We start from the raw sequence: 21,584 nt of genomic DNA on the forward strand, positions 1-21,584 counted from the left end.
GGCACCCCTTTGCCACCGGACCGACCTGACACCCATGACACCCCCAGCCCACACCCCGCCCCCCACCCCCGACATGGACGCCGCAGCCACCGTGCGCATGGAACTGGCCGGGCTGAACGCACTGGCCCTTGCGCTGGAAGACCCCTCCGGCCTTGGGGGGGCATTTGCTCAGGCTGTGGCTGTTCTGCTGGGCATTACCGGCCGGGTGGCGGTTACGGGCATTGGCAAGTCCGGCCATGTTGCGCGCAAGATACAGGCAACACTGGCCTCCACGGGCACGCCTTCGTTTTATGTGCACCCCGCCGAAGCCTCGCACGGGGATCTGGGCATGGTGTTGCCCGCAGATGCCATTCTGGCTTTTTCCAATTCGGGGGAAACCACGGAACTGGCCGATATTGCCGCCCATGCCCTGCGCACCGGCCAGCCTTTGCTGGCCGTAACCAGCAAGGCCACCTCCACTCTGGCCACAACAGCCACACTGGCCCTGACCCTGCCCGCCATGCCAGAAGCCTGCCCCATGGGGCTGGCCCCCACCACCAGCACGCTCATGCAGCTTGCCTTTGGTGATGCACTGGCCGTGGCCCTGCTGCGGCAGCGGGGCTTTACCGCAACAGAATTTGGAGCGTTCCACCCCGGTGGCAGGCTGGGCGCACGCCTGCGCACGGTGCGCGAGGTCATGCACACAGGCAACGCCATGCCCCTGACCGCGCCTGACACGCCCATGCGGGATGTCATTATGGAAATGACACACAAGGCGCTAGGCTGCGTTGGCATTGTGGGGCAGAATGGGGAACTGGCGGGGCTGATCACGGATGGTGACCTGCGTCGCGCGCTGGACCATGACCTTACAACCACACTGGCACAAAACATTATGAACCCACGCCCGCTCACCATAAACCCGGATGTGCTTGCCTCCGAGGCGTTGCAGGTCATGAATGCACGTGAGCGGCCCGTTACCGCCCTTTTTGTTCTTAACCCCGCAGGCCAGCCCATTGGGGTTGTGCACCTGCATGATCTGGTCCGGGCAGGCGTTGGATGACAGACACCCCCGGCAAACGCCCCGAGCGTGAGGACTACGCCCGCTCGGGCGTGGATATACAGCAGCAGCGCGAACGCCTTGCGGCGTCGTCCATCCGGCGCAGGGTGCCAGATGCCGCCACACTGGCGCGCAGGCGCACCCTGCTGCGCTGGGCCAAATGGCTGCTGCCTGCCACGGCTCTACTGCTTTTATCCGCCATTGCCGTCTGGCCTGAAGTGGAGCACCTGATAAGCGCCAACCAGACCACCATGCGCGAGTTAAGCAAGGTCAAGATAGAAAGCGGCAACCTTGTCGGGGCCACCTACCGTGGCGTGGATGAACACGACCGCCCGTTCACGATCACGGCGGATACGGTGCATCAGGCCCCCAGCAACAGGCTGGACCTGAGCAACCCCATGGCCGACATTCTGACACAGGGCGGGGACTGGCTTATGGTCCGATCGGAAAAAGGCGTTTACATGCAGCACGCACAGATTCTTGACCTGACCGGAGAAGTCACCCTGTACCGCGATGATGGTCTGATGATGCACACCCCCCTTGCCGATATTGACATCAAGGCCGGTATTATCACCTCTGACTCATGGGTCCGGGCTGAAGGTCCGTTTGGTTCGCTGGATGCGCGTGGCTTCCTGCTCAGCCAGCATGATGGTCTGGCCCAGTTCCGTGGCCCCGGCCGCCTGATCCTTAATGATGACCGCCAGAACGATGCCAGGACTGGCAAAAAGGCATCCTGAAGCATGACAACACAAGCCTCGCCCTCCCCTTCCTCCGCCATACGTTCCTTTGCGCGCTGCTGCTGCCTGCTGGCCAGTCTGCCCACAGGCAGCATGCTCTGGCATGGTGCGGCACTGGCGCAGGCGATTGACCTGTCACATGGCGGGCAGATTGCGGTAACGGCTCTGGGCGGGTTTGACTGGGACCAGAACCTTAAAAAAGTGGTCGCCTATGATCAGGCCAAAGCCGTACGGAACAACGCCACGGTCACGGCGGACAAGCTGATTGCCTATTACCGCAAAAAGCTGCCCGCAGGTGCTACGGCCACCGAACAGGCCGCTCCCCCGCCTGCCGTCCAGCCGGACCACCCCACCCCCGACCCGGCTCCATCCACCACAACGGCAACGCCGCCGGGCACCACGGCCACTGCCTCCACCGCCAGGACGGGTGAAGGCAAGACCGCTGATGATCAGGACTCCGGCTCGAACGAAATCTACCGGCTGGAAGCCATAGGCCACGTCCATATCTTTACCGATACCGATCAGGCATGGGGGGATAAGGCGGTCTATGACATGGACAAGGCCGTGCTGGTCATGACCGGCAAAAACCTCCGGCTGACAACCCCGCAGGATGTGCTGACCGCGCGGGATTCCATGGAATACTACTCACAGCAGCATATTTCCATTGGTCGGGGAGACGCCACCGTCACTACGGATGATCACAGGCAGATCCGGGCCGATGTGCTTGTAGGGTACAGTTCTCTGGTTGACACCCCCAGGACGGACACTTCCGGCCAGAACAAAACCGGCAGTTCGGGTGACCCCCTTGCCTCCGGCTCCAACAAGCTGGAAAAGGTCAATGCCTTCGGCCATGTGTGGGTCCGCACCCAGACCGAAATCGTAACCGGCGATCGCGGCGTGTATGTACCGGATTCGGGCATAGCCCGCATTGTTGGCAACGTGCACATTACACGCGGGCCAAACCAGATTCAGGGGGCTGCGGCCATTATCAACATGCACACGGGTATCGCCACCATGACGGAACGGCCCGGTGGCCGGGTCAGCGGGTTGATTGTTCCCAATAATGGCGATTCATCGGACAGGAAGTAATAATGAACCGGGAAGTAAGCTGGACGTCCGAAGAAACGGTGCGCGAAGAAGTTGTAAGCATTGGCCCAGAACCCATTGACCTGAGCGCCCCCCACAAGTCAGGCCACGGCCTGATCGCCCATAACATAGGCAAAAGCTACAAAAAACGTCAGGTGGTCAAAAACGTCTCGCTCGAAGTCCATCGGGGGGAAGCCGTTGGTCTGCTTGGCCCTAACGGCGCGGGTAAAACCACCAGTTTTTACATGATTGTGGGGCTGGTCCAGCCCGATACCGGCACCATTACGCTGGATGGGGCCGACATTACCCAACTCCCCATGTACCGGCGCGCACGCCTTGGCATTGGTTACCTGCCGCAGGAAGCCAGCATTTTTCGGGGCCTGAATGTGGAGCAGAACATTATGGCGGCACTGGAGGTGGTTGAACCCGACCCCGACCAGCGGCAGGTCATGCTGGATGGACTGCTCAACGAATTTGGCATTACCCGCCTGCGCCACTCCCCCTCCCTCGCCCTGTCCGGTGGGGAACGCAGACGGCTGGAAATTGCACGCGCTCTGGCCAGCCAGCCACACTACATCCTGCTTGACGAACCTCTGGCCGGGATTGACCCCATTGCCGTGGGCGAAATCCGTGATCTGGTTTCCCACCTCAAGGACCGCGGGATCGGGGTGCTGATCACCGACCACAACGTGCGTGAAACACTCGAAGTGATTGACCGCGCCTACATCATGCATAGCGGGCAGGTTCTGATGCAGGGCGTGCCGGAAGAAATTGTCGCGCATGAAGACGTCCGGCGCGTTTATCTGGGCGACAGCTTCTCGCTCTAGCCCAGCACCCGCAGCAGGCATGGCGGAACCGGAGGGCACAGGGACTGATGCCCACACCTCCGGCGCTGTTCAGGCCAGCATACCCTGCGTATCCAGCAGGTTGGAAGGGCCTTCCTCCAGCACCTGGGCCTTATCCCCCACGCTGATCAGCCCACCTTTTTCCACCTCTGCATTCTGCGCAAACATCACCCCACCCTGCGCACGCCGGAAACTGGCCAGTGTGGCCAGTGGTTCCTTGGGGTTGGGCACCTGCGCCGTATTCTGGTCGATGGATGTGACCACACAGCGCGAGCACGGGGCAAGCACACGCACCACAACACTCCCGCCAATGGATAAACGCCGCCATCCATCCTCCGCCCAGGGTTGTGCGCCACTCAGCACAATATTGGCCCGGAAGCGGGTCATAGGCACGCCCTGCCCTGCAGGCAGGCGTGTATTCAGGTCATCCAGCGAGGCGGTGTTGGCCAGCAGCAGCGGGTAGCCATCCGCAAACGAAACAGGGCGTGGTTGCGCACCAAGCTGGCGGATACGCGCCAGCTCTGGCCGGTGCATCCACACCAGACGGCACGGCTGCCCCAGCGCCTGTTCCAGCCATGCCGCGACCATATCGCCCGCATCGCGCGCCTGTACCTGATCCTTCCAGACCGTCACCACCGCCATGGGGGCTTCGGAGCCGGGAAAACGCACCGGGCAGGGCTGCATACGGGCACGGGTGAGCGTAAGCCCCTCCGCCGTGGGGATAGGTGTCACCAGCGCCATGGCGCGGCAGGTGCGCTGGGTTATAAACCTGCCATCGGGGTCCACCACCATCCACCGGCGGTCACCATCCAGCCCCCACGGACTGAGCATGGCCATGGGGGGAGAAAGCCCATGCAACCCCTTGACCGGGTAGATATGCAAGCTGGTCACGCATAGTTCACTCACGCCCTATCTCCAGATTCAGGCACTCAGGGATGCTGCGCCGCACCCCCCGGCAGAACCGGAGGAACCACCCCAGCCAGCGGGGGCGGTGGAAGCATGGTTATGGGGGGTGCTGGCGGCGCTGCCTGTCTGGGGGTGGCCACAACGGTTACCGGAATATCCACCCGCTCCATGACCGGACGTATTTTCTGGTGTGTGACATGCCACATAAAGCCGCCATACAATGCCACAAGGGCGGCAAGACACCCCAGCTTGATCTGCCACCCCCAGCCACGCGGCATTTTGGGCATGTGCTCAGGTGGAGCGGAACGTAAAAGCATGGTGGGCAAATATCCGGATGACAACGTGTAAGGCCTGCACATCCTGTGTAGCCACAGGGTGGGGCTGGCGACAAGCCTGCCATGCGCCTTTATATTTTTATCCAACGCCTCGGCCATGCAACCAGCGGGCAAAGCTTTGCATTATATCTGTAACAAAGGCATGGACATAAACACCTTACCCATGCCCAAATACAGGTTGAAACATTGCAGACCCTGTCTGCAATGCCACACAGGCCAGTCCATTGCTCCGCAGTGCCGCCTGAACGCGCACGAAGCTGCTTTGAGGATGGACCGTCCTGCCAGTCGCAAGGAACGATGTCCTATGCATATTCAGGTTTCCGGTAAACAGATTGATCTTTCCGACGCCTTGAAACATCGGGTTAACACCCATCTGGGCAATCTTGCAGAGCGATATTTTGATACCGGGCTACAGGCGCAGGTCACCTTTGGTAAAGCCCGTTCCTTTTTTACATGCGACATCAACGTAAAGGCCGGTCGCGGTCTGGTCCTGCGCGGAGAGGGCGAGGCCGCGGATGCCAATGCCGCCTTTGATGACGCTGCCGAGCACATTGCCAAGCGCCTGCGCCGTTACCACAAGCGCGTAACCTCCCACGCCCGTTCCACCACCCGGCAGGAACTGCCCGAACGCGCACGCTCCTATATTCTGCAACCCATAGAAGAAGAACTCGAAACAGACACGCCCCCCTCCGCCCCCCTGACAGCGGATGAGGAAACCTTTGCCACCATTATTGCCGAACAGCCTGCGGATATTCCCGTGCTCTCGGTCGGTGAGGCGGTGATGCGGCTGGACCTGTCGGGTCAGAACTTCCTGCTTTTCCGCAATTCGGCCAGCCGCCATATCAGCCTTGTTTACCGCCGGGACGATGGCAACATCGGCTGGCTGGACACTGCCCCGCTGGATACGCCGCCAGCCTGAACTGGCGGGCCATGCCCCTAACAAAAAAGGACCGGCGCAAACCGGTCCTTTTTTTATAATCCCGTCATCACGGATTACTGGAGAGAGGCTGGCACCATGTCATTCTGCACAATGGCGCCCCATGCTGTTTCCATGTCATCCACCACGGCCAGCAGCGACCCGTCGGCTGCGTAAATGGCGCAGCCTTCCTCGCCGTCCTCCAGAGTGGCCGGGCGCGTATAGGCGACCTTGCTCAGCCCAAGGGAGCGGAACTGCATATCCGAAAGTTGCCGCACATCCGCCACACGTTCGGCCTGCGGCAGGCCAGCTGGCATGTAACCACCCTGCATGCTGCTTTTCATTGCGTCCTCCTTTCGGGTTTCAACTACCATCCACATCCATAACCGGATGCAGCATACGCGGCGTGGGCCGGGGCTTAACGCCAGTGCTCGCACCAACCTGCCCTTTTTGCCCACCCTGCATAATTTCGATCTGCTTGACCCTGACCTCGGGCTGAGGGCGGAACAGGTCAATGTGCAGCAGTCCGTTATCCAGCCATGCACCGCCGATTTCTATGCCCTCGGCCAGCACAAACGCCTTCTGGAACTGGCGGGAGGCAATACCACGATGCAGGTAAACACGCTCCTCCCCCTCTTCCGCCTGACGCCCACGGATAACAAGCTGGTTGTCTTCTTGCGTGATCTGGAGATCTTCCATCCGAAAACCGGCAACCGCAAGGGTAATACGCAGGCCGTTGGGGGCTATCTGCTCTATGTTGTAAGGTGGATACCCGTCACCCGAACCCTTGCTGGCGCGCTCCAGCATCTGTTCCAGATGATCAAAACCCAAAAACATGGGCGAGCCAAAAAGCCTGCCTGACATCGTACAAGCCTCCTCCTTTCTGAGCGAGACGTATAAAACCGGACCCGCCACGGCATCCGGTCTCTCCACGATATGGGATAGAAGCGGACACACGCAACCCTGTGTCCCGCTTCATTATGGCCTGATGGGCACACACTGTGGTCTGCACGCCATATTGTGGCGGCAAAGTTACAGATTTTTTGTATCAGAAAGGCTTTTCATGCCGTTTTGTGCTGGCATCCACCACAACGGAACGCTAAATCCGGCTGTATGACAAACGCAGCCCTGACAGACGCCGTATTTTCCGCTGCCTCGGATAAAGCGGCCCCCATGACCATCCTGACGCCGCCCCACCCCGTGCTGCGCCAGAAAGCCAGACTGGTCAAACCCGAAGACATGGCGGAAATCCAGAAGATTCTCCCCGGCATGTTTGCGGCCATGTATCAGGCCCCCGGTATTGGACTGGCCGCCCCGCAGGTTGGCCTGAGCCAGCGGTTTGTTCTGATTGATCTGGGCGAAAAAGAAAACCGCGAGCCCATGATCCTGATCAATCCGGAAATTGTGGCCGAAACGGAAGAGATGGCCACACGGGAGGAAGGCTGCCTTTCCCTCCCCAGCCAGTACGCCGAAGTGGTCCGCCCCGAAAAAGTGCGTGTGCGCTGGCAGACCATTCATGGCGACAGACAGGAACGTGATGTGGAGGGTCTGCTGGCCACCTGCATCCAGCACGAGCTTGACCACCTTGAGGGGGTTCTGTTTGTGGACCACCTGTCCGCCCTGCGCCGCAACATGATCCTGCGCCGTCTGGCCAAGGACCTGAAGCGCAACTAAGTGGAAAAATCCCGCCCGATGCGTCTTGTTTTCATGGGTACGCCAGATTTTGCCGTACCCGCCCTAAAGGCACTCCATGCCGCCGGGCACGACATTGCTGCCGTCTATTCCCAGCCTCCCCGCCCGGCCGGGCGGGGCAAGGCGCTGCGTGCATCCCCCGTGCAGCAGGCCGCACAGGAGCTTGGCCTGCCTGTGCGCCACCCGCTCTCGCTGCGTAATAATCCGCAGGAATGGGAAGAGTTTGCTGCACTAGGGGCCGATGCCGCCATTGTTGCTGCGTACGGGCTGATCCTGCCCCAGACCATGCTGGACGCTCCCCGGCTGGGCTGCCTGAACATCCATGCCAGCCTGCTGCCCCGCTGGCGGGGAGCATCCCCGATCCAGAGTTCCATTCTGGCCGGAGATACCCAAAGTGGTGTGACCATCATGCAGATGGAAGCCGGGCTGGACACAGGCCCCATGCTGCTGCGTGAGGCCGTTCCCATTACAGATAAAACAACCGCTTCCACCCTGCACGACGCTCTGAGCGCTCTGGGGGGAGAAATGGTGCTGCGGGTGTTGCAGGACTTCCCCCCGACCGAATCCGACACGGCGGATATACAGGCCCGCATAGCCGCAAACCGCCCGGCACGGCAGGTACAGCCAGATACGGGCGTGACCTACGCCCCCCGCCTGACGCGCGAAGACGGTCGTATTGACTGGACGCAGGACGCCACAACCATCGACCGCCAGATCCGTGCCCTCACGCCTTGGCCCGGCACCTTCACCACGCTGGAAGATGGCACCGTTATCAAAATCGGGGGGGGCGTACCTCTGCCCCGCAACCCGGTTGCACAGCAGCCCGGCACGGTTGTGGACGACCAGCTAACCGTGGCCTGTGCCACAGGCTGCATCCGCCTGACCCGGCTGCAACGCCCCGGTCGCGGCATGATGGAAGCCGATGCGTTCCTGCGCGGGCAACCCCTGCCTGTAGGCACATGCCTTGGCTCCCCTGCACCTGACAGCACCCCATGACCACCCCCGCCATCCAGCGCTGGGCTGTTCAACTGGAATATGACGGGCGTGGACTTGTCGGCTGGCAAAGGCAGGCTTCAGGCCTGTCTGTTCAGGCCTTGCTGGAAGAAGCCGCTTTTCGCCTTGCCGGTGGCAGGCCCGTACCCAGCATTACAGCGGGGCGCACGGATTCGGGCGTGCATGCGCTTGCGCAGGTCGCGCATCTGGACTTCCCGGCAGATGCCAGTTTTTCCAGCTATTCCGTGCGGGAGGGGTTAAGCTACCACCTTAAACCCCACGCCGTGGTTGTGCTGGATGCGGCCCCGGTCAGTCTGGACTGGAGCGCCCGGTTTTCTGCCACATGGCGCTCTTACCGCTACCGCATTCTCAACCGGCGCACACGCCCTGCACTGGCCGAAGGCCATGTCTGGCACGTTAAATCCCCGCTGGATGTGCACCGCATGCAGCAGGCCGCCAACATGCTGCTGGGCCTGCACGATTTTACATCCTTCCGCGCCGTGGCCTGTCAGGCCAACAGCCCTGTCCGCACGCTGGACCAGCTGGACATTACGCGTGAGGGGGATGAAGTGGTGGTGTTTGCCAAGGCCCGGTCATTTTTGCACCATCAGGTCCGCAACATGGTCGGGACACTCAAAAAGGTGGGAACCGGCGCATGGGAGCCCGAACGGGTGGCTCTGGCTCTGGCTGCGCGCGACCGGAGCGCCGCTGGCCCCACAGCCCCGCCAGACGGCTTATATTTAAATGGTGTTGGCTATGAGCCAGACCCATTTGCCAGCCCGACCCCACAAAACCGCACATAAGCCACCTTACCGGCGGCTCACATCCAGCCTTAAGGCAAAAAAGGGATCCCCCTTACTTGGCCTTTACGTTCACCATGGGCTGAAGCAGGTCATGAATAACCATGTAATGCGGGGGCAGCAGTGCGGCCAGCCCATAAAGCGTGGCTGATGCCACCAGAATGGACACATACAGCAACGCAGCCCGGCCGCCGGAAATACCCAGCCCCACCTTGGCCACAAACCATTGCAGCCAGAGCTCGTACGCTGCGGCACACAATGCCAGCGCCCCGATAAAAACCTGCTGGCGCGCGATGTCCGGCGTAATAACCGCCGCAATAACCGCACAGGCCAGCGAGATCAGCACCACAACCCAGCCACACCATGTTGCTGCCGTTATGTAGCGCAGCCAGAGTGCGCCACGCCCCCAGCGTTGGGCATAAAATTGGGAAATAACCGCAGGCAGAAGCAGCACGCAAAGGGAAAGGAGCAGCTTGATCGCGGACATGACCTTATCAGGCAGCAGGAAGATCTGAATCCCCCCCACCAGTATGCAGGCCATCTGTGGCGCAAGGGCTGCGCCAAAGGCATCTGGCGTGCCTTCAAAACAGGCCAGACCTTCCCGCTTGCCAGCGGCCAACTGCAACATGCCCTGCACTATGCGCCTGGCCGCGCCCAACTTGCCTGTATCTGGGATCACACCCCTACCCCTTTTAAAAAGGCTTCATAAATCCGGGTCAGTTTTTCCATGTCAGCAACAGCGGCATGTTCATCCACCTTGTGGATACTGGCCCCAACCAGACCAAACTCCGCAACCGGGCAGTAACGGGCAATAAAGCGCGCATCCGACGTGCCCCCGCCCGTGTCCAGTTTGGGAGAAAGCCCGGTCACACTTGTAATGGCCTCTTGCAGCACGGCCATTTCCGCCCCCGGGGGAGCAAAAAAGGATTCGCCGCTAATGCTGATCTCTACCTGTGCGCGCGGTGCATGCTGGGCGCATACGGTTTTGATCCATCCACCAAGGGCCGCACCAGTGTGCAGGTCATTGAACCGGATGTTCAGCCGTGCTTCCGCCCGTGCAGGAATAAGGTTGGTGGCCGTATTCCCCACATCCAGACTGGTGACCTGAAGGCTTGAAGGCTCAAAATACTCCGAACCATGGTCCAGCGGCGCAGCCCGCAGAGCGGCCAGCACGGCAAGCAGGCGATGCACGGGATTATCCGCCCGGTGCGGATAGGCCACATGCCCCTGCGTGCCCTCGACCACAATACGGGCGTTCAGGCTGCCACGGCGGCCTACCTTGACCATCTCACCCAATGTCTGGGGGTTTGTGGGCTCCCCCACCAGACAGTAATCGGGAATCTGACCCTGCACGGCCATCCATTCCAGCACCTTCTGGGTGCCGTAGGTGGCTGGGCCTTCCTCATCGCCTGTAATCAGCAGGCTGATGGAGCCTTGACCAACCCCGCTCTGTACCCGGCGGGCAATGGCAGCCACGCAGGCGGCAATGCCGCCTTTCATGTCGCACGCACCGCGGCCGTAGAGCACACCATCCACAACATCGGCGGCAAAGGGAGGGTGCGTCCAGTCTGCTTCGTTCCCGGCAGGCACCACATCCGTATGGCCTGCGTAGCAGATATGGGGGGCACCTTCCCCCAGACGGGCAAACAGGTTGGGGGTGCGCACCGCCCCTTCGCCAAAAGGCAGGTGGTTTACGGTAAAACCAAGACGCTCCAGCATAGCCCCCAACAGGTGCAGGGACTCACCGGGGTCGGGGGTAACAGACGGTTGACGGATGAGCAAACGGGCCACACCCAGCGGGTCTGTCAACGCCAGATCAGCGGGAAGGGAACCGGATGTGGCCTTTGTCATACGTCAGTCTCGTCCTTTACGCTTGACGTGTTCAGTCGCGCAGCAGGTCGTTGATGGAGGTCTTGGACCGGGTGCGCTCATCAACACGTTTGACAATAACCGCACAGGCCAGTGCCGGGTTAGGGCGACCATCCGGGCCGACCGGATTGGAAGACGGCATGGTGCCCGGCACCACAACGGAATAGGCCGGTACGCGACCCATGTAGATTTCGCCCGTTGCGCGGTCCACGATCTTGGTGGACGCCCCAAGGAACACACCCATGGACAGGACAGAACCCCGTTCAACAATAACGCCTTCGGCCACTTCGGAGCGGGCACCGATAAAGCAGTTGTCCTCGATAATCACCGGGGCAGCCTGCAACGGCTCCAGCACGCCACCAATGCCTGCACCACCGCTGATATGGCAGTTCTTGCCAATCTGCGCACAGCTGCCAACAGTTGCCCACGTGTCCACCATGGTTCCGCTATCCACGCGGGCACCAACGTTGACAAAGCTCGGCATCAGCACAGCCCCAGGGGCGATAAAGGCAGAGCGGCGCACAACCGCACCGGGCACAACACGGAACCCGGCCTTGTCAAAACGGGCCTGATCCCAGCCAGCGAACTTGAGAGGCACCTTATCGTAAGCCGGAGCGCCAGCAGCGCCACCGGGCTGAACAATGCTGTCATTCAGACGGAAGGAGAGCAGTACGGCTTTTTTCAGCCATTCATGCACAACCCAACCATCTTCCTGCGGGGCAGCCACGCGCAGGCGACCTGAATCCAGCCCTTCAAGCGCTGTTTCAATGGCGTCACGGTCTTTGCCCACGGTTGCGGAAGAAATGCGATCACGCTCTTCCCACAGGGTTTCAATGTGAGCGCGGAGGGTTTCGTCTGTCATGGCACACCAATCAGAAACATGAAAAATAAACCCGGGCGACAGGCCCGCCCGGCAACAAAAGAGGAAAAGACCATGCGGACAGGGGCCTGTCCTGTCAACGCAGGTCTTGTTCTGTCACCCCTGCCCGCGCAGCCTTATTCCGCGCGGATCAGCGTGCCCGAGCCGGAGGCCGTAAACAGTTCCAGCAGGCAGGCATGGGGCATGCGGCCATCAATGATGACAGCCCCGCTTGCGCCACCCTGCACAGCCTCGATGCAGGTTTCCACCTTGGGGATCATGCCGCCGGTAATCACCCCTTCCTCAATGGCCTGGCGCGCCTGTGCGGCGGTCAGTTCGGGAATAAGGTTGCCCTGCTTGTCCAGCACGCCGGGAACATCGGTCAGCATCAGCAGGCGGGTCGCATGCACGGCCCCTGCCACGGCACCGGCTGCGGTGTCGGCATTGATGTTATAGGTCTCGCCATCTTCACCAAGACCTACCGGAGCAATAACCGGAATAAGCCCCGAACCGGAGAGGGCATAGATCACACGCGGGTCAACCTTGACCGGTTCACCCACAAAACCCAGATCCAGCACGCGCTCGATCTGGCTGTCCATATCCCGCACGGTGCGCCGCATCTTGCGGGCGGTGATCATTTTGCCATCCTTGCCCGAAATCCCGACTGCAAGGGCTCCGGCCTCGCAGATCAGCTCGGCCACCTGCTTGTTGACCGAACCGGCCAGAACCATCTCGATCACATCCACCACATTGGCGTCTGTAACCCGCAGCCCGTCAATGAAGTGGGAGGGAATATCCAGCCGTTTGAGCATCTGGTTGATCTGCGGACCACCCCCATGCACCACAACCGGGTTAATGCCCACCTGCTTGAGCAGGGCAATATCCCGGCCAAAGGTTTTGGCCAGCCCTACATCCCCCATTGCGTGGCCACCGTACTTGACCACAATGGTATCCCCCGCGTAGCGCCGCAGGTACGGCAGGGCATTGGCCAGCACGGCAGCTTCATGCAAAGCATCATGCTTGTCGCCGGTAGAAGGAAGTCTCGGTTCAGTCATGCTGTGAAAATCCTGCCGTCGTCTGTCCATAATCCCTGATCACGCCAGGGCAAACTCTGCCAGTTCCGCCCGCAATGCCTCAATACCCAGCCCGGTCTGGCTGCTGGTAAGAGAAAGATGCGGAAAAGCGGCTGCATGGCGTGCAATTTCAGCCTCTACATCAGCCTGCTTGCGGGCCAGTGCGGTGGGCTTAACATCATCACACTTGGTCAGCACAACCTGAAAGCTGACAGCTGCACGATCCAGAAGCTTCATAACTTCCTGATCGTGCGTTTTCATTTCCACCCGTGCATCCAGCAGCAGCACGACCCTGCGCAGGCTGGGGCGGCCACGCAGGTAATCGAACATCATCTCCTGCCAGTCTTCCTTTACGGATTTGGCAGCGCGGGCATAGCCGTAGCCGGGCATGTCCACCAGCATCAGGCGCTGTGCGAGATCAAAGAAGTTGAGCTGCTTGGTCCGCCCCGGCTCGGACGAGGCGCGGGCCAGCGTCTTACGCCCCGTGAGGGCATTGATCAGGCTGGACTTGCCCACATTGGAGCGCCCGGCAAATGCGATTTCAGGCAGTGTCTGCGGTGGCAGTTGGCCCAGCTTCTGAGCACCAAACACAAAATCGCATGAACCGGCAAAAAGCCGCCGCCCTTCTTCCAGAGCGGCGGCGATGTCTGCTTCGTCCTTCAGTTCGCGGAAAGAAGGCTCTTGATACGTCATTTCTTGGCAACCAGTTGGGGCTTGGCGTCCGCCGCCTTAAGCCGACCCATGATGATAATCTGCTGTATGGCGGTCAGCACGTTGCTCCAGCAGTAGTAAATGACCAGACCCACGGGCTGCCGCGCCATGAAGAAGGTGAACAGCAGCGGAATAAACATCATCACCTTCTGCTGTGCGGGGTCCATGCTGGTGGAACTCGCACTGACCTTCTGCATGACAAACATGGTCGCACCGTAAATGATGGGCCACGCCCCAAGCGTGAGGATGGGCATGATCTGCGCCGGATCAAAGGGGATCAGACCGAACAGATTGAAGATATTGGTCGGGTCCTGAGCAGAAAGGTCCTTCACCCAGCCAATAAAGGGCGCATGTCGCATTTCAATCGTGACATACAGATCCTTGTAAAGGCACCAGAACACGGGAGCCTGAATGAACAGGGGCAGGAAGCCGCCAAACAGACTTACATTTTCCTTGCGATACAGCATCATGATCTGCTGCTGCATCACCACCGGATCATCCTTGTGGCGTGCCCGGATCAGGTCCACCTGCGGCTTCAGGCGGGAGGTCTTCCAGGTCATGCGCATCTGCTTGATGGTCAGCGGCAGGAAGGCCACCTTCACAATAACCGTAAAGGTCAGCAGCGCCAGACCAAAGCTGCCCAGATGGCTGTTCAGCCAGTCCAGCACAAAAAACACAGGACGGGTCAGGAAGGAAAGCCACCCGAAGTCCACGGCCTTCCAGAACATGGGAATATGCAGGTCGTGTTCGTACTGCTCAAGCAGCCGCACTTCCTTGGCGCCAGCAAACACATGCGCCTGAGTGGAAATGGTCTGCCCTGCCCCCACCTGCATGGGAGCCGTTGCCGTAAACCCGACCTGATACTGCGTCTGCGCAGCCTGCCACGCATACGTCCCCACCACGCTGGCAGCCTGATCGGGCACAATGGCCATAAGCCAGTATTTGTCGGTAATCCCGGCCCAGCCACCTGTACCCTGATGGCTCCAGGCCACGTTTTCAGGCGGCACACCGTCATTACGGACGGATTTGTAGGACCCTTCGTTCAGGCGGCCATCAATGACCGAAATCGGGCCTTCATGCACCAGCATACCGCCGGTTTCTTCCGGGGTGTAACCACGGTTCACACGGTAGTAGGGGTACAGGGCAATGCTCTGCCCCGTTGCATTGTGCACGCGCTGGGTGACCGTGAACATATAGTCCTTGTCCACCCCAAGAGCGACTTCAAACGTCAGCCCCGCGCCGTTGTCCCAACTCAGGGTCAGCGGGTGTTCGCCATCAAGCTGCGTGCCGGAGGCTTTCCACAATGTGTGAGCGTTCGGCAGGGCGACCGGCACATCGGACGATGCGGCGCGCCAGCCGAAATCCACATAGTCAGCCCGCTTGGTATCCACAGGGCTGAGAACGCGTACGTCCGGACTGTTGGGCTTTACGGTCTCGCGGTACTGTTTGAGCACCAGATCATCCAGCCGGGCACCACGCAGGTTGATGCTCCCCTGAACGGACGGGGCATTAATGGCAATACGGGTATCCGGCCCATCGGGCACATCCGCCACCGCCGCACTGGCGGCCTGCGCGGTTGCTGCCTGACCCGCGCCAGCCGCAGCCGCCGAGGCTGGAGCCGTCTGGCTGGCCACATTCTGAGTTACCTGCGGAGCAGGCTGATGTGCCGGAGTCTGGGGAAAGAAGTAATCAAACCCGATAAGAACCAGAGCTGACAACAGCGTTGCCAGTATGAGACGTTTTGAATCCATGAGCTCTGGCCTACAGGCCCCCTGCACATAACAAAAGTGGAAAACTCAACACCCACCCCAAGGGGCGGTCTTGAACGGCACAACCGTGTTCCAGCGCAGGATTGACAGGAATGCAAGACGGGACATTCACGACTCCCGCATACAGAGTTTCAACGCTTTCCGAAAATCGGCCACCAGTGCGTCAAAAGAGCGGTCGCGCGTGGCACCCCGCCCTATCAGCACCAGATCAAGCCCATTTAGCGGTGTATCGGCTTCCACTCTGCGCACAACCTCACGCAGCCTGCGGCGCACCCGGTTACGCACCACGGCATTCCCGACTTTTTTGGTCACCGTGAAGCCAACACGCGCAGGGTCCGAATCGGGCCGTCTGAAAAGCTGAAGGACAAGACCAGACACCGGGGCTTTTCGCCCCTTGGCCGCCATGAAGAGAAATTCTTTTCTCTTTTTTAGCCGCATGGACGCTTGCGCCCCTGCGGCTGGCTGCTCCTGACCTTCAGACCAGTCCATCAAAACCGGACTGCCGGACAACGCTTACGCGGAAAGACGCTTGCGGCCCTTGGAACGACGGTTTGCCAGAATACGACGGCCGCCAACGGTAGCCGAACGGGTGCGGAACCCGTGACGACGCTTGCGGACCAGCCGGGACGGTTGATAAGTGCGCTTCATGGCTGCACTCCCTTCAGTTTGAATATGCTTCGCCAGTGGCCGCAGTACGAGCCACTCTCTCTTGAAGTCGCGGCTTATAAAGTTCAGATAGAAGAACGTCAATGTGCAGCGCAGAGTCGCACGCCCATTCCCGCACGATCACCCGCATGATGGAAGGCCGCATGCCGCTCTCCTCCACCCGCTTCTGGACCATTCCGGCCATTATCGGCCTGCCTGTTCTGGCCTGCCTGCTGGCTGTGGACATGGGTGCGCCGCATAGCCTCACCCCCGCATTCGTGGGGCTTGCAGGGGCCTGTGCGGCATGGATAGCGACACGTCAGCCTGCACCCGCCCCCGCCCGGCAGGAAGACGCCTCACCCAGCCCTGCCGCAACCTTAGGGGAGAACGACCCCAAGCTGCGCCATGACATCCGTGGTATTATTTCGCCCGTTATGCTGGTTGCGGATCAACTGGCACTCAGCACCGACCCTGCCACAAAAAAAGCGGCCGAAACCATTAATGATTCGCTGGACCGCCTGACTGCCCGCCTCAAGCAGCGCAAAACGGATTAAACGCTGCCTTACGGGCGTTCGATCAGTTCCACCTTGTAACCGTCCGGGTCTTCCACAAACGCGATGATGCTGGTTCCAAACTTGACTGGCCCGGCAGGTCGCACCACCTTGCCACCCCCTGCACGAACACGCTCCACAACAGCGGCAACGTCGGCCACGCCTATGGCAAAATGCCCGAACCCAGTACCAACCTCGTACCCATCGTCCTGCCCCCAGTTATAGGTCAGTTCAATTTCCGCCTGCCCATCAGCGTTATCTACAAAGCCAATAAAAACAAGGGTGTACTTACCTTCCGGCACATCACGGCGGCGCAACTCACGCATACCCAGCAGCGCGTAGAATGCCAGACTCTGCTCCAGATTACGAACACGCACCATGGTATGCAAAAAACTGGACATAACGTTCCTCCCCTCAGCTTAACAAAGAACTCTTTTACGCCGTTATTTTACGGAATGCAGTTCTGCCGGGTCTATGGCGATCAGGAACAAACCCAGCCTTTCGGCCTCTGCCACACAGGCGGCGCGGTCTGTTAACAGGGTGTTCCCGGCTTCAAACGCAATCCCGCGCAAGCCTGCCGCATGCGCGTTCCGCAGGGTTGTCGGCCCTATGGTGGGCATATCGGCTCTTTTCTCCTGCCCCGGCTTGAGCAGCTTGACCAGCACACCGCCATCTCCGGGCTGGCGACACACCCCCGAGCGCGCCAGCATGGCATCCGTGCCCTCCATAGCCTCCACGGCCAGCACAACGCCGTTCTGCACCACACAGCCCTGCCCTATATCCAGTCGGCCGAGTGCCTGAGTAACGGCTACGCCGTGCCTAATATCCGCCAGAGCCTGCGCATCCGGCCTTGACTGGCCCAGCACACCGGCTTCAGCCACGGAATGGGATAAAAATTCATGTGCGCCACGCACCTGAAAACCCTCTTCCCCCAGAATACGCACAAGGGCTGCCAGCAGGCCGTCATCCCCTGCAAACAGGGCTTTACCAAGACGCGCCAGAATACGAGCCCCCTCGGTATCGGGGTAAAGGCTACGCAGAGAAGGACGGCGGATAGGGCCGATGAGCACCAGATCGGAACAGGCATGGGCACGTAACAGGCTCAACATGCGGCCCGCAGCCCCCAGACGCACACATTCATGCGGCCAGGGCGCTAGCGTGGCAGGGTCGGCAAACCCCTCAAATCCAATAATAAAAACAGGTCGGCCTGCGGCATGCGCTGCCTCTGCCACTCTGGCTGGCAGAGGGCCTCCCCCTGCCAGAATGCCAACCGCTGTTGGCGGGGCACTCACGCGCCTTCGGTTTCCGCCTGATCAGCGGCTCCACCCCGCGCAGGGCGCACGAGCCCGCGATGGCTGGGAGCATCAATAAAATCCAGAATTTCCTGAATCCGACCATTATCTCCAAAGGTCTGACGCACATGCGCCAGTCGTGCCTGAAAGGACACATCACCACAGACTTTGGGATACAGGGTAAAAAAGGCTTTGCGCATCAACTGGATTTCGGCCGACTGCACACCGTTACGGCGCAGCCATATCCAGTGCAGGCCAATCAGTCTGGCGCGGTTACCCAGTACACTCCCATAGGGAATAACATCGGCCTCAACACCAGCCACTCCGCCCACAAGGGCGGCATGCCCGATCCTGACAAACTGGTGGATGGCGGCAGACCCCATGACCCGCGCATCATTGCCAATCGTCACATGGCCACCCATGACCACATTGTTGACAATGATCACACGGTCACCCAGCACACAATCATGCGCGACATGTGCATTGGCCATGATGAGCACATCCTGACCAACACGCGTAACGCCAGACCCTGTGGCCGTCCCCCGATGAATGGTCACATGCTCACGCACAACCGTGCGGGCCCCGACCTCGCACCGGGTTGGCTCACCTTTGTATTTGAGATCCTGCGGCGCCATACCCACCGTGCAGAACGGAAAGTAGCGCGAATGCGCACCCAGATGGGTATGCCCATCCACAACAACGTGGGAGATCAGTTCCACCCCGTCATCAAGAACTGCATTTGGCCCAACAGAGCACCACGGACCAATAATCACGCCTTGCCCAAGCTTTGCCCCCGGGGCAACCAGAGCCGTTGGATGAACAAGCGTCTGCCTGGCTTCCTCTACAGCGTGCACCACTTCAGTTCCTTATATTCCGCCTGACCTGCAACACAGAAACACTGGGCCCATGCTCCAGACTGCCGGCCGGTAAAAGCGAACCGGGCTGAAGCATATCTTGAGCCAACCGGCACACCAAGCGTAAAAATCAACCCATGATCATGGCGCTAAAGGTTGCTTCTGCAACCACAACACCATCAACACGCGCTTCCCCACGGAACTTCCATACATTGGAGCGGTGCCGTTCCTTGACCACATGGATACGCAACTGGTCACCCGGTTCTACGGGGCGGCGGAACTTTGCCCCTTCGATCGTCATGAAATAGACGAGCTTGCCCTCAAAGGCTTCCCCGAGCGACAGGACAACAAGCGTTGCCGCAGTCTGGGCCATGGCCTCCACAATAAGGACGCCGGGCATAACGGGCCGTCCGGGAAAGTGCCCCGGAAAAAACGGTTCGTTAACCGAGACATTCTTGATACCAGTCGCTTCTTCCCCCAGGACAATATCTTCCATCCTGTCGATCAGAAGGAAAGGATACCTGTGAGGAATCGCCTGCATGATACGGTTGACATCAATCCGTGCGATTGTCTTGCCGTCCTGCCGGGATTCTTGTTGTGTCTCCACGTCCCCTAAACCACCCTCTGTACCGGACCGCAATCCGGGATAAGTTCATACCTTGTCTGAATCGCCCTTGGCCGACCCAGACGCTTTTTTTGCCAGCTTGCGCAGCACCGCCACGTTACGGAAAAACTCCCGGAACGGCATGGCGGGGCTACCTATGACATCTGCACCGCTCTCAACATCCGACATGACGCCACACTGCGCACCAATGCGCGCCTTGGCACCAATACGGATGTGGCCAATAAGACCGGCCTGAGCAGCAACCGTTACGTAATCTTCGAGCACCGTGGAGCCAGAAATACCAGCCTGCGACACCACAATGCAGCAACGCCCAAGCTGGGCATTATGCCCGATCTGGACCAGATTATCGAGCCGGGACCCCGCACCGATAACCGTGTCATTAACCGAGCCGCGATCAATGGTGCTGTTGGCACCAATTTCCACGTCATGCTCGATAATGACACGACCAAGCTGGGGCACACTCTCAAACCCCTCAGGCCCGACCGCAAACCCAAAACCTTCCTGCCCAATGCGCGCACCAGGCAGAATGGTAACACGGTCTCCCACCAGGGCATGAGACAACGTCACCATAGAGCCAATGCGACATTCCGCACCAAGCTGTACGCCATGGTCCAAAACGGAATGAGACCCAATAATACAGCCAGCCCCAACCTGCACGTCAGGCCCGATAACCACAAAAGGCCCCACCTCCGCTGTGGGGTCTACAACAGCGGAAGAATCTACCACTGCGGAAGGGTGAACACCACCCTTGCCAGTCTGACGTGGATGAAACAGCCGCGCAATGCGCGACCACGCCAGATACGGCGTGGCAGTTACAAGGGCTGCGGAATGTTCTGGCACCTTGTCCGCAAAAGCTGGGGCAACAATCACCAGACCAGCCTGTGTATGCTCCAGCAGGGGAGCATAACGGCGGTTATCCAGAAAACTCACCTCACGCGCGCGGGCCACCTGCAAGGGCGCTATGCCGACATACCCCTCCTGCGGAAAACTCCCCTGTCGGGGAGGTCGCAGGTCGGCACCGGCTGCTTCTGCCAGTACCGATGCATCAAAAGGTCCGACGCGCGTAAAAAAACGCGGATCAGCCGGGCCGGAAGACGCCCTGCAATCCACCATGCTTATTTTTTCCCGGCAGGGGTGGCAGGAGCCGCCGGAGCTGGGCCGGACGCCACCATCTGCGGGTCCCCATCAGCCGTTGTGGGCATTTTGCCGGATTTTGCCAGTTCTTCGGGGTCTACATTGGCATCAGGAATAAAGACGCTGGGCAGAACCTTGTTCAGGTTTGCCGCCACTTCGTTCGTAATGTCCTGACCATCCACATGCAGGGCGACCTGCTCGCTATGCAGCACCAGGTTCATGCCATGCGCAGCGGCAACTTTCTGGATGACCTGCACCAGTTCACGCTCGATCTGCCCCAGAGAAACCTGAGCCGCTTCCTGAATAATCCGGTTACGGTTACGGAAGTCACGCTGCGCCTTCATAACCTTGGCCTGAAGGCTACGTTCACGGGTCTGGATCTGGTCAGATGTCAGGGATTTGGCCTGAGCCTGCAATGTCTGCTGCTCATCGCGCCAGCCAGCCTGCTCACGCTGGAGATCCTGTGCCAGCGCATCGCGGCGGGCACCCAGAACACGTTCCACCTGCATGGCGGCAGAGGTCTGGCGCATCACGCCAGATACGCTGATCACACCGATAATGGTGGTGGGGGGAGGCGCTTCCTTGGCAATTTCAGGGGCACTGGGAATAGGCGGCAAGGGCAGAACCGGAGGCGCCTGATCGGCTGCTTCCTGACTATCAGCCGCAGGCGCGGGCAGTGCAACGGGAGCAGGAGCGGCATTACGGCTGGCAGGATGCGGGGCCTGCGCTGCAGGCTGGCTTTTGGGCACGAACCAGCCATTCCCACCTTCTGCCTGAGCAGCAGGGATGAGGGCTGCGGAAAAAGAAAGGCAAACAGCCCCCAGAAGGGCAGCTTTTGAACTGAAACGCATCATTA

At 60.0% G+C, this 21,584-nt stretch carries 27 protein-coding genes; 9 read left to right on the forward strand and 18 right to left on the reverse strand.

Going from position 1 to position 21,584, the window contains the following annotated elements; translation table 11 throughout:
* Positions 1 to 34: 34 nt before the first annotated feature.
* From HNR55_RS02765 to lptB, 4 genes are all read left to right on the forward strand, one after another.
* A complete protein-coding gene (locus HNR55_RS02765) occupies positions 35 to 1,039 on the forward strand; it encodes a KpsF/GutQ family sugar-phosphate isomerase (RefSeq protein WP_166110953.1) in 1,005 nt (334 codons plus the stop codon).
* Positions 1,036 to 1,773 carry an LPS export ABC transporter periplasmic protein LptC gene (lptC, locus tag HNR55_RS02770; RefSeq protein ID WP_166110956.1) on the forward strand — a complete coding sequence of 246 codons (738 nt, stop codon included), beginning with the start codon at positions 1,036 to 1,038 and terminating at the stop codon, positions 1,771 to 1,773. Before HNR55_RS02765 ends, lptC begins: the two co-directional genes overlap by 4 nt.
* A 93-nt stretch (positions 1,774 to 1,866) precedes the next feature.
* Positions 1,867 to 2,862: an LptA/OstA family protein gene (locus tag HNR55_RS02775; RefSeq protein ID WP_242005422.1), complete on the forward strand. Its 996-nt coding sequence runs from the start codon at positions 1,867 to 1,869 to the stop codon at positions 2,860 to 2,862.
* 2 nt (positions 2,863 to 2,864) lie between these two features.
* Complete coding sequence (lptB, locus tag HNR55_RS02780; RefSeq protein WP_166110962.1) at positions 2,865 to 3,686, forward strand: LPS export ABC transporter ATP-binding protein; 822 nt, start codon at positions 2,865 to 2,867, stop codon at positions 3,684 to 3,686.
* A gap of 69 nt (positions 3,687 to 3,755) precedes the next feature.
* On the opposite strand, the gene HNR55_RS02785 is transcribed toward lptB, so the two are convergent.
* Positions 3,756 to 4,610, reverse strand: coding sequence for an MOSC domain-containing protein (locus HNR55_RS02785; protein WP_166110966.1), 855 nt, complete (start codon positions 4,608 to 4,610; stop codon positions 3,756 to 3,758).
* A 23-nt stretch (positions 4,611 to 4,633) separates the two neighbouring features.
* Entirely contained in the window at positions 4,634 to 4,927 is a 294-nt protein-coding gene (locus HNR55_RS02790) for a hypothetical protein (protein WP_166110969.1), read from the reverse strand.
* A 322-nt stretch (positions 4,928 to 5,249) separates the two neighbouring features.
* Here HNR55_RS02790 and hpf point away from each other — a divergent pair, with 322 nt between their 5' ends.
* The gene (gene hpf / locus HNR55_RS02795) at positions 5,250 to 5,864 is read left to right on the forward strand and encodes a ribosome hibernation-promoting factor, HPF/YfiA family (RefSeq protein WP_166110972.1); all 615 of its coding nucleotides are present in this window, start codon (positions 5,250 to 5,252) and stop codon (positions 5,862 to 5,864) included.
* Positions 5,865 to 5,938: 74 nt separating this feature from the next.
* Here the strand turns inward: hpf and HNR55_RS02800 are convergent, their stop codons facing one another.
* Both HNR55_RS02800 and HNR55_RS02805 read right to left on the reverse strand, forming a co-directional pair.
* Complete coding sequence (locus HNR55_RS02800; protein ID WP_086645376.1) at positions 5,939 to 6,205, reverse strand: hypothetical protein; 267 nt, start codon at positions 6,203 to 6,205, stop codon at positions 5,939 to 5,941.
* 19 nt (positions 6,206 to 6,224) lie between these two features.
* A complete protein-coding gene (locus HNR55_RS02805; RefSeq protein ID WP_095349089.1) occupies positions 6,225 to 6,725 on the reverse strand; it encodes an Hsp20 family protein in 501 nt (166 codons plus the stop codon).
* Between the two features lie 249 nt (positions 6,726 to 6,974).
* Here HNR55_RS02805 and def point away from each other — a divergent pair, with 249 nt between their 5' ends.
* The 3 genes from def to truA are packed head-to-tail and all read left to right on the forward strand — an operon-like array spanning position 6,975 to position 9,349.
* Positions 6,975 to 7,535, forward strand: a complete 561-nt coding sequence (def, locus tag HNR55_RS02810; RefSeq protein ID WP_166110975.1) for a peptide deformylase — start codon at positions 6,975 to 6,977, stop codon at positions 7,533 to 7,535.
* 18 nt (positions 7,536 to 7,553) lie between these two features.
* Positions 7,554 to 8,549 (forward strand): methionyl-tRNA formyltransferase, encoded by a 996-nt coding sequence (gene fmt / locus HNR55_RS02815; protein WP_166110977.1) that lies wholly within the window; start codon positions 7,554 to 7,556, stop codon positions 8,547 to 8,549.
* Entirely contained in the window at positions 8,546 to 9,349 is an 804-nt protein-coding gene (truA, locus tag HNR55_RS02820) for a tRNA pseudouridine(38-40) synthase TruA (protein WP_166110980.1), read from the forward strand. Before fmt ends, truA begins: the two co-directional genes overlap by 4 nt.
* Before the next feature lie 52 nt (positions 9,350 to 9,401).
* On the opposite strand, the gene HNR55_RS02825 is transcribed toward truA, so the two are convergent.
* From HNR55_RS02825 to rpmH, 8 genes are all read right to left on the reverse strand, one after another.
* Positions 9,402 to 10,025: a hypothetical protein gene (locus tag HNR55_RS02825; protein ID WP_166110984.1), complete on the reverse strand. Its 624-nt coding sequence runs from the start codon at positions 10,023 to 10,025 to the stop codon at positions 9,402 to 9,404.
* On the reverse strand, positions 10,022 to 11,197 hold the full coding sequence (gene dapE / locus HNR55_RS02830; RefSeq protein ID WP_166110988.1) for a succinyl-diaminopimelate desuccinylase: 1,176 nt from the start codon (positions 11,195 to 11,197) through the stop codon (positions 10,022 to 10,024). Before dapE ends, HNR55_RS02825 begins: the two co-directional genes overlap by 4 nt.
* Positions 11,198 to 11,228: 31 nt before the next feature.
* The gene (gene dapD, locus HNR55_RS02835; protein ID WP_166110992.1) at positions 11,229 to 12,077 is read right to left on the reverse strand and encodes a 2,3,4,5-tetrahydropyridine-2,6-dicarboxylate N-succinyltransferase; all 849 of its coding nucleotides are present in this window, start codon (positions 12,075 to 12,077) and stop codon (positions 11,229 to 11,231) included.
* A 134-nt stretch (positions 12,078 to 12,211) separates the two neighbouring features.
* Positions 12,212 to 13,129: an acetylglutamate kinase gene (gene argB / locus HNR55_RS02840; protein WP_166110995.1), complete on the reverse strand. Its 918-nt coding sequence runs from the start codon at positions 13,127 to 13,129 to the stop codon at positions 12,212 to 12,214.
* 39 nt (positions 13,130 to 13,168) lie between these two features.
* Positions 13,169 to 13,840, reverse strand: coding sequence for a ribosome biogenesis GTP-binding protein YihA/YsxC (gene yihA, locus HNR55_RS02845; RefSeq protein WP_086645213.1), 672 nt, complete (start codon positions 13,838 to 13,840; stop codon positions 13,169 to 13,171).
* Positions 13,837 to 15,609, reverse strand: coding sequence for a membrane protein insertase YidC (yidC, locus tag HNR55_RS02850; RefSeq protein WP_166110998.1), 1,773 nt, complete (start codon positions 15,607 to 15,609; stop codon positions 13,837 to 13,839). The genes yihA and yidC overlap by 4 nt, the downstream gene beginning before the upstream one ends.
* Before the next feature lie 126 nt (positions 15,610 to 15,735).
* The gene (rnpA, locus tag HNR55_RS02855; RefSeq protein WP_086645211.1) at positions 15,736 to 16,116 is read right to left on the reverse strand and encodes a ribonuclease P protein component; all 381 of its coding nucleotides are present in this window, start codon (positions 16,114 to 16,116) and stop codon (positions 15,736 to 15,738) included.
* A gap of 24 nt (positions 16,117 to 16,140) precedes the next feature.
* Positions 16,141 to 16,275, reverse strand: coding sequence for a 50S ribosomal protein L34 (gene rpmH, locus HNR55_RS02860; protein WP_081774758.1), 135 nt, complete (start codon positions 16,273 to 16,275; stop codon positions 16,141 to 16,143).
* A 101-nt stretch (positions 16,276 to 16,376) separates the two neighbouring features.
* On the opposite strand from rpmH, the gene HNR55_RS02865 reads away from it, so the two are divergent.
* The gene (locus HNR55_RS02865) at positions 16,377 to 16,826 is read left to right on the forward strand and encodes a hypothetical protein (RefSeq protein WP_242005389.1); all 450 of its coding nucleotides are present in this window, start codon (positions 16,377 to 16,379) and stop codon (positions 16,824 to 16,826) included.
* An 8-nt stretch (positions 16,827 to 16,834) separates the two neighbouring features.
* Here HNR55_RS02865 and gloA read toward each other — a convergent pair whose 3' ends face one another.
* From gloA to HNR55_RS02895, 6 genes are all read right to left on the reverse strand, one after another.
* On the reverse strand, positions 16,835 to 17,224 hold the full coding sequence (gene gloA / locus HNR55_RS02870; RefSeq protein WP_166111001.1) for a lactoylglutathione lyase: 390 nt from the start codon (positions 17,222 to 17,224) through the stop codon (positions 16,835 to 16,837).
* Between the two features lie 42 nt (positions 17,225 to 17,266).
* Positions 17,267 to 18,115 carry an LpxI family protein gene (locus HNR55_RS02875; RefSeq protein ID WP_166111004.1) on the reverse strand — a complete coding sequence of 283 codons (849 nt, stop codon included), beginning with the start codon at positions 18,113 to 18,115 and terminating at the stop codon, positions 17,267 to 17,269.
* Positions 18,112 to 18,969 carry an acyl-ACP--UDP-N-acetylglucosamine O-acyltransferase gene (gene lpxA, locus HNR55_RS02880; RefSeq protein WP_166111294.1) on the reverse strand — a complete coding sequence of 286 codons (858 nt, stop codon included), beginning with the start codon at positions 18,967 to 18,969 and terminating at the stop codon, positions 18,112 to 18,114. The genes HNR55_RS02875 and lpxA overlap by 4 nt, the downstream gene beginning before the upstream one ends.
* 130 nt (positions 18,970 to 19,099) lie before the next feature.
* Positions 19,100 to 19,576 carry a 3-hydroxyacyl-ACP dehydratase FabZ gene (gene fabZ, locus HNR55_RS02885; RefSeq protein WP_166111007.1) on the reverse strand — a complete coding sequence of 159 codons (477 nt, stop codon included), beginning with the start codon at positions 19,574 to 19,576 and terminating at the stop codon, positions 19,100 to 19,102.
* A gap of 45 nt (positions 19,577 to 19,621) precedes the next feature.
* Positions 19,622 to 20,707, reverse strand: coding sequence for a UDP-3-O-(3-hydroxymyristoyl)glucosamine N-acyltransferase (gene lpxD / locus HNR55_RS02890; protein WP_166111010.1), 1,086 nt, complete (start codon positions 20,705 to 20,707; stop codon positions 19,622 to 19,624).
* Positions 20,708 to 20,709: 2 nt separating this feature from the next.
* Positions 20,710 to 21,582, reverse strand: a complete 873-nt coding sequence (locus HNR55_RS02895) for an OmpH family outer membrane protein (RefSeq protein WP_166111013.1) — start codon at positions 21,580 to 21,582, stop codon at positions 20,710 to 20,712.
* Positions 21,583 to 21,584 lie beyond the last annotated feature (2 nt).

This window comes from Acetobacter lovaniensis, assembly GCF_014207635.1.
Classification (GTDB): domain Bacteria; phylum Pseudomonadota; class Alphaproteobacteria; order Acetobacterales; family Acetobacteraceae; genus Acetobacter; species Acetobacter lovaniensis.